At 49.3% G+C, this 13222-nt stretch carries 12 protein-coding genes; 7 read left to right on the top strand and 5 right to left on the bottom strand.

Features of this window, described 5'->3' with window-relative positions:
- Positions 1-614: 614 nt before the first annotated feature.
- From AC9UG7_RS09650 to AC9UG7_RS09630, 5 genes are read right to left on the bottom strand one after another with little or no spacing between them, the layout of a single operon-like run.
- Complete coding sequence (locus AC9UG7_RS09650; protein ID WP_509587052.1) at positions 615-1397, bottom strand: peptidylprolyl isomerase; 783 nt, start codon at positions 1395-1397, stop codon at positions 615-617.
- 60 nt (positions 1398-1457) lie between these two features.
- The gene (locus AC9UG7_RS09645) at positions 1458-1730 is read right to left on the bottom strand and encodes a BolA family protein (protein WP_509587049.1); all 273 of its coding nucleotides are present in this window, start codon (positions 1728-1730) and stop codon (positions 1458-1460) included.
- Positions 1727-2281, bottom strand: coding sequence for a septation protein A (locus AC9UG7_RS09640; RefSeq protein WP_509587047.1), 555 nt, complete (start codon positions 2279-2281; stop codon positions 1727-1729). Before AC9UG7_RS09640 ends, AC9UG7_RS09645 begins: the two co-directional genes overlap by 4 nt.
- A complete protein-coding gene (msrB, locus tag AC9UG7_RS09635) occupies positions 2278-2694 on the bottom strand; it encodes a peptide-methionine (R)-S-oxide reductase MsrB (RefSeq protein WP_509587045.1) in 417 nt (138 codons plus the stop codon). Before msrB ends, AC9UG7_RS09640 begins: the two co-directional genes overlap by 4 nt.
- Positions 2691-4187 (bottom strand): protein adenylyltransferase SelO, encoded by a 1497-nt coding sequence (locus AC9UG7_RS09630; RefSeq protein WP_509587043.1) that lies wholly within the window; start codon positions 4185-4187, stop codon positions 2691-2693. The genes msrB and AC9UG7_RS09630 overlap by 4 nt, the downstream gene beginning before the upstream one ends.
- Before the next feature lie 62 nt (positions 4188-4249).
- On the opposite strand from AC9UG7_RS09630, the gene AC9UG7_RS09625 reads away from it, so the two are divergent.
- The 7 genes from AC9UG7_RS09625 (at position 4250) to AC9UG7_RS09595 (ending at position 13216) form a co-directional block, all read left to right on the top strand.
- Positions 4250-5875, top strand: a complete 1626-nt coding sequence (locus AC9UG7_RS09625; protein ID WP_509587041.1) for a 3-(methylthio)propionyl-CoA ligase — start codon at positions 4250-4252, stop codon at positions 5873-5875.
- Positions 5876-5967: 92 nt separating this feature from the next.
- The gene (locus AC9UG7_RS09620; protein ID WP_509587039.1) at positions 5968-7194 is read left to right on the top strand and encodes a branched-chain amino acid ABC transporter substrate-binding protein; all 1227 of its coding nucleotides are present in this window, start codon (positions 5968-5970) and stop codon (positions 7192-7194) included.
- Between the two features lie 60 nt (positions 7195-7254).
- Positions 7255-8292 (top strand): branched-chain amino acid ABC transporter permease, encoded by a 1038-nt coding sequence (locus AC9UG7_RS09615; protein WP_509587035.1) that lies wholly within the window; start codon positions 7255-7257, stop codon positions 8290-8292.
- Positions 8285-9571, top strand: a complete 1287-nt coding sequence (locus AC9UG7_RS09610) for a branched-chain amino acid ABC transporter permease (protein WP_509587033.1) — start codon at positions 8285-8287, stop codon at positions 9569-9571. The genes AC9UG7_RS09615 and AC9UG7_RS09610 overlap by 8 nt, the downstream gene beginning before the upstream one ends.
- Positions 9568-10332 (top strand): ABC transporter ATP-binding protein, encoded by a 765-nt coding sequence (locus AC9UG7_RS09605; RefSeq protein ID WP_509587031.1) that lies wholly within the window; start codon positions 9568-9570, stop codon positions 10330-10332. Before AC9UG7_RS09610 ends, AC9UG7_RS09605 begins: the two co-directional genes overlap by 4 nt.
- A 1-nt stretch (position 10333) precedes the next feature.
- Positions 10334-11029, top strand: coding sequence for an ABC transporter ATP-binding protein (locus AC9UG7_RS09600; protein ID WP_509587029.1), 696 nt, complete (start codon positions 10334-10336; stop codon positions 11027-11029).
- A gap of 84 nt (positions 11030-11113) precedes the next feature.
- On the top strand, positions 11114-13216 hold the full coding sequence (locus AC9UG7_RS09595) for a 3-hydroxyacyl-CoA dehydrogenase NAD-binding domain-containing protein (protein WP_509587027.1): 2103 nt from the start codon (positions 11114-11116) through the stop codon (positions 13214-13216).
- Positions 13217-13222 lie beyond the last annotated feature (6 nt).

The raw sequence follows: 13222 nt of genomic DNA, 5'->3' as shown, positions 1-13222 counted from the left end.
AGGAGGCTGTGCTTTGGCCCAATCTGGAAGTTCAAAGGGCACCAACTTTCGCCGCGCATTCATTGCTATCTAGTTGACTTACCTAAACGTGAATGATGGTAGGCAGACTAAACAAATGGCTATCGCGTTATTGATCGGGAACTGATGGTATGTATGCCATCACATTTAGGCAGTGTTCTTTTGGGATGATTTTGCTTATGCTCAATTTCCGGCATTACCTTAGCTAAAACGACTAAGCGATGTCCGGTGCGTTGCTAATTCATCTGAACTTAGGTGTTGACAAAGATCTCAATGATCCAATGCAAAACGGTGAGCCTAGGGACCTGCTGGTGGCGTTAAGAAATATTACTCAAAACGCACGAAAGTACGCGTGCGGTGGAGCTACGGAAAAGAAGCTGAATGCCAACCAGCTTTACCACATGCAATCGCCGCAGTGCAGCCCTTAATGGCGCAACTTTTTCACAGTGCTCAAGGCGTTGAGACTACGCCACGTCATACAAAAGGAACAGCCCGAATGCCGCAGTTTGTTAATTGCGCCGGTTTGGGCTTACTCACAATCAAAGTCGAATATTTAGCTTGACTTTGATTTTTGGGGGGTATGAGCAAATTCAGCCTTATTCGATTTTGGCTTTGTCTCTCAGAGACTGTTGAAATTCAGCCAATTTATTGGTTTGCAGTTGCTGCAGAATTTGCGGCTTGACCTCGTCTAACTTTGGCAGTTGCGAGTCACGCACGTCATCCAAGCGAATGATATGAAAACCAAATTGGGTTTTCACTGGGGCATCTGTGGTTTGACCTTTTTTCAAAGTAACCATGGCCTCTGAAAATTCTTTGACGAAACTCGCTGGGTTGGCCCAATCCAAGTCTCCACCCTTGGCACCTGAACCAGGGTCTTTGGATTGTTTTTTGGCAATCTCATCAAACTTACCGCCTTTTTTCAGGCTGGCGATGATGGCTTTGGCCTGTTCTTCCTTTTCCACCAGAATATGTCTGGCTTTGTATTCTTTACCACTGCCACTCATGGTGGCGAATTTGTCATATTCAGCTTTGATATCAGCATCGGTGACCGGGTTGTTTTTTTGAAAATCAGCGAACAATTCACGGATTAACAAGCTTTGACGCGCCAGTTCCATTTGTGTTTTGAACTCCTCGGAAGCATCCATACCTTTGCTTTGTGCTTCCTGCATAAAAATTTCACGAACAATCACTTCCTCGCGAAGTTGCTGCTCAACGTCAGGGGTCACTGAACGGCCCGTACGTTCGAGTTGCGCGGCCAGCGCGTTCAATCTGCTTTTAGGCACTGCTTTGCCATTCACGATGGCAATGTTTTGTGCATTAACTGCTGAAACAGCCATGAGGGACGCCAAAACGGCTGATTTAAAAAAGGGGAATTTCATGGAGAAGCTTTCTAAGAGATAAATCAGGTCTGAATCTAAGGAATGTAATTTGCCGCAAATTCAATTAGGTGCATCAACAATTTCGATGGCCAGCGCATGCAAACCCTGGTCAGTAAATTGTTGCAACGCATCATACACAAGTCGGTGCCGCGCGACACGACTGATGTCTTTGAACCCATGTGAACCGATACGCACGCGAAAATGAGTGCCTTGTCCAGATCCATCGGAACCCGCATGACCGGCATGGGCCGCGCTTTCATCCAACACCTCCAGAAAAAAGGGGGCCAATGCGTTTGTCAGTGTGGTTTGTATTTGGATTGAACTGATATTCATGGCTCTTGCGTCGCTTGGTCAGTCTCGGTCTGGATATAGCGGTTCAGGTAAACACCTTGCGCGAGCACAAATACAAACATCAATCCCATGCTGCCGAACAATTTGTAATTGACCCAGGTGTCTGTGTCAAAGTTGAAAGCAACCCACAGGTTGATGCCACCCATGATGGCAAAAAAAGCAGCCCAACTCCACAGCAAACGAAGCCAAATGGGGTCAGGCAAACTCAATTGTGCAGACATCATGGAATGCAGGAAATTCTTCTTGAACCAGATATGCCCGACCAATAAGGCAGAGCCCATCAACCAATACAAAATGCTGGGCTTCCACTTGATGAACGTATCGTCATGGAACACCAAGGTGGCACCGCCAAACAAAGTGATGATGGCCAAACTCACCCATTGCATGGGTTCGACTTTGCGGTGTTTCGCATAAACCCAGCCGATTTGAACCAATGTCGCCAACATCGCAACAGCGGTTGCCACATAAATGCCTGCGAATTTAAAAGCGATGAAAAACAAGGCGATAGGGAAAAAGTCCATCAATATTTTCATGGCTTGCCCGTCTCTGGTTCGAATGACAAAGCGGCCGAATTCATGCAATAACGCAGGCCGGTAGGTGCGGGCCCATCGGGAAACACATGGCCTAAATGCGCTTTGCATACAGCGCAAACAGTTTCCGTACGCAACATACCGTGGGCTGTATCGGTTCGTTCTTCGATCGCATGCGGATCGCTGGCTTTGAAAAAGCTGGGCCATCCACAGCCTGCGTCAAATTTGGTGTCAGACGCAAAAAGTGGGTTGTCGCAACAGATACATCGGTAAACACCTTTGTCCCAATGGGCTTCATAGCGACCGGTGAAAGGGCGTTCGGTGGCCGCATGACGCGTCACCTCGTAGGCCACGGGTTCGGCATTCTTAGCGGCTAAATGGGCGCGCCATTCAGCGCTGTTGTCGGGAAGTTTCATGAGGAACAACTGATAGAAATGGAAGAAGCCCAGTCGGGCGGGAAGGCAGCGAAATGTTCAAATTCAGGGTGTTCTTCAAACGGTGAAGACAACACTTGCATTAAATGTTCAACGCCACTGAAGTCGCCTATTTTCGCTTGTTGTATCGCCTGTTCGCCCAGGTGATTGCGCAACACATATTTGGGATTGGTTTTCAGCATCAAGCTACCGGTTTTCTTCAGATCCAAACCCTTGAGCCGGTGCAGATAGCCGGGTAACCAATCGTTCCAATTCGACGCATCGATGAACATATCTTTGACAGCTACAAATGAATGTGGCATGTCGTTGGGGTCAGCATTGGCTACCGCATGACTGAGTCGTCGCCAAAAAATAGTGAAATCGGTTTTTTCAACAGCCAATAACTTTAAAAGTTTTTCTATCAACAAGTGGTCATCTGTTTCTGCCTGCGGCAGACCCAGTTTGCGAGCAAAGGCGCGGTCTGCCATGGCGGGATAAATGACTTTGAAGGTTTCCAGCGCTTCCAAAGCCAAGTCTTGTTCTTCGATCAATGGCAATAATGCTTGTCCGAGGCAAAACAAATTCCAGTAAGCCACCTGGGGCTGCCGTGCGTACGCATAACGACCTTGGTGATCGGAATGGTTGCAAATATGTCCCGGATCAAAACCATCCAAAAACTGAAAAGGACCGTAGTCAATCGTCAAGCCCAGCAAACTCATGTTGTCGGTGTTCATGACGCCGTGGCAAAACCCTACAGATTGCCACTGTGCCAGCAAGTGGGCGGTTAAATGGGTAATCTCTTTGAGCAAGGCGCTGTACCTGACTGGCCCCGCTTCGATAGATAACAAATGAGAAAAATGCATGGCAAGCACATGGTCAACCAGTTTTTTCAATGCGTCTGTTTCACCATTAGCGGCAAAGTGCTGGAGATGACCAAACCGCAGAAAACTCTGTGCAACACGAGTGACCACAGCAGCTGATTCCATCTCTTCTCGCAATACACGATCGGGCGAGCCGATCAAGGCCAAAGCGCGGGTGGTTGGTATACCTAAACCATGCATGGCTTCGCTGCACACATATTCTCTGATGCTTGACCGCAGCACAGCCCGCCCGTCACCCATGCGCGAGTAGGGGGTTTGTCCTGCTCCCTTGAGTTGAAACTCCTGCAACCCCATTAAGGTGTCCACACAGCCCAATGACAATGCCCGTCCGTCCCCCAATTGACCCGCCCATACGCCAAATTGGTGACCGCTATAAACAGTGGCAAAGGGTTGACTGCCTGGCCAAACCGCATTGCCTGCCAACACCTGCAACATGACTTCGCTGTCCCATTCCCCCTCAGGCCAACCCAAGTCCTGCGCGAGCAAGTGGTTTTTGGCGACCCAATGCACACGGGTTAACGGCGTGGGATGAACTGGCGTGTGATAGACAGTCCCCAAGGTGTCAAAAGGGTGGCGCCAATCCAAGAAAGTTGAGTGTTTGACTGAATCCTGCATATGACAATTGTGCACAATACGGCAAACAACATGCACGGTAGTGCTATTTACAGGAGACATCCATGCTGGGATTGATGCAACAACAGACATTGTTGATTTCGGACATGATTGAATTTGCCGAAAAACATCACGGCGACACCGAAGTGATTTCACGCAGGGTAGAGGGCGACATTCACAGGAGCGACTGGTCAACCATTGCTTCACGCTCGCGGCAGGTGGCAAATGCATTGGATGCGTGGCATATTGGCGCTGGTGAACGCGTAGCCACTTTGGCATGGAACGGTTATCGGCATCTAGAACTGTATTTCGGTGTCAGTGGCAGTGGGCGGGTGTTGCATACCCTCAACCCGCGACTTCACCCCGAACAAATCACTTGGATCGTCAATCACGCAGAAGACGCAGTGCTTTGTTTTGACATGACGTTTTTGCCTATCGTTCAAAAAATTCACAAAGATTGCCCCACTGTCAAACACTGGGTTGCCCTGTGTGATGCGAATGCTTTGCCCGCCGATACCGGTGTGAGCGGCATGGTCAGTTATGAACACTGGATGGGCAGTCAATCGCGCACTTACACATGGCCGAGATTGGATGAAAACACGGCTTCATGCATGTGTTACACCAGTGGCACTACCGGCAACCCCAAGGCAGCACTTTATAGCCACCGTTCGACGCTGTTGCACGCCTATGCCTGCGCCTTGCCTGATGTCATGTGTTTGTCTGCGCGCGACAGTATTTTGCCGGTCGTGCCTATGTTCCACGTCAATGCATGGGGCATTCCCTACAGCGCGGCCATGGTGGGCGCCAAATTGGTTTTTCCCGGTGCTGCTTTGGATGGCAAATCTGTTTACGAATTATTAGAAACAGAAAAAGTCACCTTGGCTGCAGGTGTACCCACCGTTTGGCAAATGTTGCTGGCTCACCTGAAAGCCGATGGGTTGCGGTTCAATTACCTTCAACGCACCGTGATTGGCGGTTCTGCCTGTCCGCCCGCCATGATCCGGGCTTTCAATGATGAGTACGGGGTTGAAGTGCTGCATGCCTGGGGCATGACAGAGCTCAGCCCCTTGGGAACTTTATGTACCTTGAAAAACAAACACCTTGAATTGCCCAGCGACGAGCAAATGAAAATCCGATTGAAACAAGGCCGTGCAATTTTCGGTGTGGATTTCAAGATCGTTGATGATCAAGGCATTGAACAACCCAATGACGGCAAAGCCTATGGCGATTTATTGGTCAAAGGGCCGTGGGTCATCAGCGAATACTTCAAACAAGAAGGTGATTCACCTTTGATTGATGGCTGGTTTCCAACCGGCGACGTTGCCACGGTTGACCCAGATGGATTTTTACAAATCACTGACCGCAGCAAAGATGTCATCAAATCTGGCGGGGAATGGATCAGCTCCATTGACGTAGAAAACATCGCTATGGCGCATCCGGATGTGGCGATGGCTGCTTGCATTGGCATGCCTCACCCCAAATGGGATGAAAGGCCCATCGTGGTGGTGGTGAAAAAGCCTGGCGCCCATGTTGAACGTGAAGCCTTGTTAAAGTTTTATGAAGGCAAAATAGCCAAATGGCAGATACCTGATGATGCAGTGTTCGTTGACGCCATTCCATTGGGTGCCACTGGAAAAATGCTGAAAACCAAATTGCGGGAGCAATTATCAGGATACAAATTGCCGATTTGAGTGGCTTTCCATTGCCATTTCTAGGGCTTACCCTAGAAGGGACAACCCGAAAAAAACGTTAGGCTTAATCATCTTTGCATGAGGAGAAAAGAATGCTGTTTCGTAAACTGGGTATTGCGTTGGTATTGAGTGGTTTAAGCATGATCGCTTCGGCTCAAAAAGGCGAAACCGTCAAAATCGCTTGGATCGATCCTTTGTCTGGCTTGATGGCGCCTGTGGGCTCCAATCAGCTCAAAACTTTGCAATACCTTGCAGAGGAATACAACAAAAGCAATGCAGCTGGTGTCAAATTTGAAATCATCGGTCTGGACAATAAATTGAGTCCTGCTGAGAGCCTGAATCAATTGAAATCTGCCATGGACCAGGGGGTTCGCTACATCACCCAAGGTAACGGGTCCTCCGTCGCTGGTGCGCTGGTGGATGCCATCAACAAGCACAACGAAAGAAATCCAGGTAAAGAGATCATTTTCCTCAACCACTCGGCCGTGGATCCGGATTTGACTAACAGCAAATGCAGTTATTGGCATTTCCGTTTTGACGCAGACACTTCCATGAAGATGGAAGCCATCAGCACCTTCATCAAGGACATGCCCGATGTGAAAAAGATTTACCTGCTGAATCAAAATTATTCACACGGTCAACAGGTAGCGAAATTTGCGAAAGAAACCATAGGCCGCAAACGCCCCGATATTCAATTCGTAGGGGAAGATTTGCATCCCCTGGCCCAAGTTCGTGACTTTGCCCCTTACATCGCCAAAATCAAGGCCTCAGGCGCAGACTCGGTCATCACCGGTAACTGGGGATCGGATTTAGCCTTGCTTGTGAAAGCAGCCAACGAAGGGGGTTACAACGGTAAATTCTTTACCTACTACACGGGTGTGACAGGCACACCGACGGCCTTAGGACAAAGTTCAGAAGGCCGTGTCTATCAAGTGGCCTATGCACACTACAACATGACCGGTCCTATGACCAAATACCGTGACGGTTTCAAAGCCAAGTTCAATGACGATTTGTACACGGGCTCCATGATCAGCATTTTTGATTTGCTTACTGGTGCGATGGCACAAGCCAAATCCACCGATCCCGTCAAAGTCGCTGCTGTGATGCACGGTTTCAAGTTCAAAGGCTTCAATGGCGATATGGAAATGCGTAAATTCGACCACCAACTTCAGCAAACTATTTACATCACAGTTTGGCAAAAAGCGGATAAAAAATATCCTTACAGCCCTGAAAACACTGGCATGACATTGGCACCTGTCAAGACATTCGAGCCCTATGTCTCCAGCACTCCTACCAGTTGCCAAATGAAGTTACCCTGAGGTGATGGTTGTGTTGTACCTGCCTGATTCTCAGGCAAGCCTAAAACAAGTTTCACGGATTTGAATATGGAGTTCTTTTTTATCTCCATGCTCAATGGTGTGAGCTACGGCTTGCTGCTGTTTATGTTGAGTTCTGGTTTAACCCTGATCTTCAGCATGATGGGTGTTTTAAATTTCGCCCATGCGAGTTTTTACATGCTCGGTGCCTATTTTGGTTACACCCTCAGTGGCGTCGTCGGTTTTTGGCCTGCCTTACTCATTGCGCCTGTGCTCACTGGTGCGGCAGGTGCTTTTTTTGAAAGTCAAGTGCTCAGACGTGTACACAAAATGGGACATGTATCCGAATTGCTGGTGACATTCGGCTTGTCCTATATCGTTCTCGAATTAGTGCAATTGGTGTGGGGCAGAGTTGCGGTTGAATTCATGCCGCCGTCCTTGTTGCAAGGCCCCTTGTTCACACTGATCAACCATTCTTCATCAGGTTTGTCTTTGGTTTCAGGTGCTGGTGGTGGAATTTGCCAGTCAGCGGATGCCACGGTGCGAATCGTTTGCACACCGTTTCCTGCGACCCGTGGTTTCATCATGTTGACCGCGATTGGCATGATGGTCAGCCTCTGGTGGGTGCTGACCCGAACGCGAGCCGGCATGATTATTCAAGCGGCATTGACGCATCCAGAAACCGTGGAGACGCTTGGTCACAACGTGCCCCGCATTTTCATGTTGGTATTTGCCATGGGAACTGGGTTGGCTGGATTGGCAGGTGTGATTGGCGGTTTTACGTTTATCACTGAGCCTGCCATGGCTGCTACCGTGGGCTCGGTTATTTTCGTGGTGGTGGTGGTGGGCGGTATTGGTTCACTCAGCGGTGCTTTTTTAGCGTCTTTGCTGATAGGCGTGCTTCAGACTTTTGCGGTAGCTGTGGACTATTCAATTTTGCAATTGCTGCAAGACATCGGCTTTGTAATGTCTATCGACTCACAAAACAACACCATGCTCAAGCTATCAATTTCACAAGCGGCTCCGGTATTGCCCTATCTGCTGCTCGTATTGATACTTATTTTCCGTCCACGTGGTTTGCTGGGAACACGAGATGCTTGAGTCAAACCGCTTGCCTACCTTCCATGTTGAAAAGATGACCTGGTTTAGCTTTGCTTTGGTGTTGTTGATTGCACCCTGGCTGTTCACCAGCAATTTGTCCATGACCATGATGTCGCAAATGGGCATCGCCATCATCGCTTGCTTGTCCTATAACGTGTTGCTGGGTCAAGGCGGCATGCTGAGTTTCGGGCATGCGGTCTACAGTGGCATGGGAAGTTACCTCACTATCCATGCCTTGAATGCGGTTGGCTCGCACACTCTGCATTTGCCAGTTTCTTTGTTGCCGTTAATCGGGGGATTGGCGGGTATGGGGTTCGCCGTATTGCTGGGTTTCGTCACCACCAGAAAATCTGGCACCACTTTTTCTATGATCACTTTGGGCATGGCCGAACTTGTTTTTGCCATGTCACTGATGTTTTCGGAGTTTTTTGGTGGTGAAGCTGGCGTGTCGGCCAACCGCGTGGCGGGTCAAGCTTTCATGGGCATTACTTATGGTCCCCAACGACAGGTGTATTACCTGATCGCTGTCTATACGTTCATCAGTGTCGGCTTGCTTTATGCCTTGACGCAGACCCCTTTGGGGCGCATCTTGAATGCAGTGCGTGACAACCCCGAAAGAGTGGAGTTTGTGGGCTACAACACACAAATGGTGCGTTACCGGGCGTTCATCATTGCTGGTTTTTTTGCAGGTATTGCAGGCGGTCTGGGCGCACTCAATTTTGAAATTGTCACAGCAGAAGTGGTCGGGCCCGCACGCTCAGGCGCTTACCTGTTGTTCACTTTTTTAGGTGGCGCCACGTTCTTTTTCGGTCCAGTATTGGGCGGTGTGTTGATGGTGTTGGCCTTTGTGCTGTTGTCAGAATTGACCAAGGCTTGGCTGTTGTATCTTGGTCTGATTTTTTTACTGATGGTGGTTTATGCACCAGGCGGATTTGCTGCACTCATCATGATCAATCTGCGTGTGATCAAGGCCGGCGCCTTTCGCCGTTTGTATGGCGTTTATGCGGGGCTGCTCTTTGCCGGCAGTGTAATGTTTGCAGGTGCCAGTTCATTGATTGAAATGATTTACCACCTGCAGCTGAATTCATCCATAGACACGCATTTGGTTTTTGCTGGCTTGCGCTTAGACACCCACAGTACCACCGACTGGGTCGGCACGGTAGCTGTCATGGTCATAGGATTGGTATGGTTTGATTGGCAACGCAAGCGTTTCATCAACCGTTGGGAATCCGTTCAATCAGACATGGCCCAAGCCGCCCAGGCCGGGGGTGCAACATGAACCTTACCCCCTCTTTGGTATTGACCAATGTTCACAAGCAATTCGGTAAAACTGAAATCATCCGTGGCGTAGATTTAAGCGTACAACCCGGCGAACGCGTAGCCATCATCGGTCCTAACGGGGCTGGGAAATCCACGTTGTTTAATCTCATCAGCGGACGCTTTGCACCTAGCAGCGGGGAAATTCATCTGCATGGTCAACGCATAGACAAATTAAAGCCTTATGAGATCAATCGCCAAGGCTTGTCTCGCAGTTTCCAAATCACCAATATTTTTCCCAAGTTGAGTGTGTTTGAAAATTTACGCTGCTCTGTGTTGTGGAGTCTGGGTCACCGCTACAGTTTCTGGTCGTTTCTCAGTCAACTCAAAGACGCCAACGAGCTCGCAGTGGAGTGGATGCATCGTATTCAACTCGACCATAAAAGCCAAGAATTGGCGATGAATCTGACCTATGCAGAACAACGCGCACTCGAAATTGGCATCACCATGGCAGGGGGAGCCAATGTGGTGTTGTTAGATGAGCCCACGGCTGGCATGAGCACCAGTGAAACCTCGCGTTTCATTCGGCTCATCAAAGAAGTCACGCAAGGCAAAACCCTGCTCACTGTGGAGCATGACATGGGCGTGGTCTTCGGACTGGCTGACAAAATTGCCGTGTTGGTCTATGGCGAAATCATTGCTTTTGACACGCCTGAAAAAGTTCGTGCCAATCCGCAAGTGCAAGAAGCCTATCTGGGCAGCATGACTGAACAAGGCGAATAACATGTTGCAAATTGACCAACTTCATGCGTATTACGGAAAAAGTCATGTATTGCAAGGGGTGAGTTTTCATATTGCCCAAGGTGAAATCGTTGCCTTGCTCGGCCGCAATGGTTCAGGACGGTCTACCACGGCCAAGGCCATCATGGGGTTGGTCGATTGTCACGGTCACATGACATTCAAGGGCCAAAGCCTGATCAACCGCAAACCCTTTGATATTGCGCACATGGGTGTTGGCTACGTGCCCGAAAACAGGGATATCTTTCCTAAACTCACAGTGCATCAAAATTTATTGCTGGGATTAAAAGGGGACAAACCCAAAGGACGCTGGAATTTTGAAGATATGTACCAGTTGTTTCCCCGATTGCGTGAACGCCAGCACACAGAAGCTGGCGTGCTGTCTGGTGGTGAACAACAGATGTTGACCTTGTGCCGTACCTTGATGGGTGACCCCGAACTCATCATCATCGATGAACCTACCGAAGGCTTGGCGCCCAAAATTGTTGAATTGGTAGGGCGTTTTTTACAAGAGCTTCGAAACCGTGGTGTTTCCGTCTTGTTAATCGAACAAAAGTTGACCATTGCCATGCAAATCTCGGACAGGGCACTGGTAATGGGTCATGGCAGCATGGTGTTTGATGGCACACCGAACATGTTGCGCGAAAACTCAGCTATTCGCAAAGAATGGCTGGAGGTTTGATTCAAAAGCCGAATCTTCGGTCTACAATGCTAAAAAAGAACGATCGTTCTTTTTTTGTTCATCCATTTTTCACAAGGAACTTCAATGAGCGCTGATTACGCTGTTCATGGCGATGTCGCCGTGATCACAATGAATAACCCGCCAGTCAACGGTTTGGGTTTAGCTACCCGACAAGCCATTGTTTCAGGCTTACAGCAAGCTGAGGCTGATGAGGCAGTCAAAGCCATCGTGGTCACTGGCGCTGGCAAGGCATTTTCAGGCGGCGCTGACATCAAAGAATTCGGCACCTCCAAGGCGTTGCAAGAACCGCATTTATTGAGTGTCATTCATGCGCTAGAAAACTCAAGCAAGCCTGTGGTGGCTGCTATACACAGCGTTGCCATGGGTGGCGGTCTCGAACTCGCCTTGGGTTGTCACTACCGTATCGCGGCCCCTGGCGCTGACATTGCCTTGCCAGAAGTCAAACTGGGTTTGATACCAGGGGCTGGCGGAACACAGCGTTTACCACGGGTCATTGGTGTGGAAGCCGCTTTGAACATGATCGTCAGTGGCGAACCTGTCAAAAGTGAAATGTTGGCCATGTTGCCAGGACAAAAGCTGTTTGACCAAATGGCCGAATCCAAGGACAGTTTGCTGCAAGAGGCCATTTCATTCGCCCAAAGCGTAGCAGGTACTTCCCCGCTTCCCTTGGTGCGCAATCTGCCTTGCAAACACCCTAACGCAGATGCCTATTTCAAGTTCAGCCTGAACATGGTCAATGGCATGACCAAAGGCAAATACCCTGCGCCTCCCAAATGCATTGAAGCCGTGCAAAACGCCACCAAGATGAAGTTCGATCAAGGCATGGACGCAGAGCGTGAAATCTTCACCAATTTGATGTGGACACCTGAGTGCCGAGCCCTGCGTCATTTATTTGTGGCTCAACGCGCCGCCTCCAAAATCGATGATGTGCCAACTGACACCGCACAACGCGAGATCAAATCAGTGGCAGTTATTGGTGCGGGCACCATGGGTGGCGGCATCAGCATGAATTTTTTGAACGCAGGCATTGCCGTCAAAATTCTGGAAATGAAACAAGAAGCGCTGGATAAGGGAGTGGGCGTATTGCGCGGCAACTATGAAGCTCAAGTCAAAAAAGGCAAGTTGAAAGAAGACAAATTCAAACAAAGAATGGATTTGCTGACGACCACTTTGAATTATGAAGACCTTGCTGACGCAGATTTAGTGATCGAAGCTGTGTTTGAAGAAATTGGCGTTAAAGAGCAGGTCTTCAAAAAGTTAGACGAGGTGATGAAACCCGGCGCCATCTTGGCCTCCAACACTTCCACACTGGATGTGAATGCGATTGCTCATTTCACGCAACGACCGCAGGATGTGGTCGGTCTGCATTTTTTCAGTCCTGCTAACGTGATGAAACTGCTTGAAGTGGTGCGCGGCGCAGACACGGCTAAGGACGTCATGGCCACTGTCATGTCTGTGGCCAAAAAAATCAAAAAGACCGCAGTGGTCTCGGGTGTGTGTGACGGCTTCATCGGCAATCGAATGATCGAGCAATACAGTCGACAGGCGGGATTTCTGATTGAAGAGGGCTGCACCCCCCATCAAGTGGACAAAGCGGTTGAAAAATTCGGCTTTGCCATGGGCCCGTTCCGCATGGGGGATCTGGCAGGAAACGACATCGGTTGGGCCATCCGCAAAAGACGTTATGTTGAAAAGCCTGACATGAAATACAGCAAAACGGCCGACCTGCTTTGCGAAATGGGCCGCTTCGGTCAAAAAGCAGGCAAAGGTTGGTACGACTACTTGCCCGGAAAACGCGATGCAATTCCCAGCAAGGAAGTAGAGGACATGATTGTCGGGCACCGCCAGTCTTTAGGCCTCACAGCCCGCAAAATCAGCGACGATGAAATCGTGCAACGCTTGGTGTTTGCCTTGGTCAATGAAGCCGCCCATATTTTGGAAGAGGGCATTGCTGCTCGCGCCAGTGATATCGACATGGTCTACATCACAGGATACGGCTTCCCCATCTACCGTGGCGGCCCCATGATGTATGCAGATCAATTCGGTTTATTTAACATGGTGCAAACCATGCATCGCTTTGCTCAAAATCCACACGACGACGCATCTTTCTGGCAACCTGCACCGTTGCTTGCCCGTTTGGTCGCCGAAGGTAAAAATTTTAATTAAGGACAT

This window comes from Limnohabitans sp. (genome assembly GCF_046052765.1).
Classification (GTDB): domain Bacteria; phylum Pseudomonadota; class Gammaproteobacteria; order Burkholderiales; family Burkholderiaceae_C; genus Limnohabitans.
Note: the sequence above shows the minus strand (reverse complement) of the source record. Positions and strands in the feature narration are given on the sequence as shown.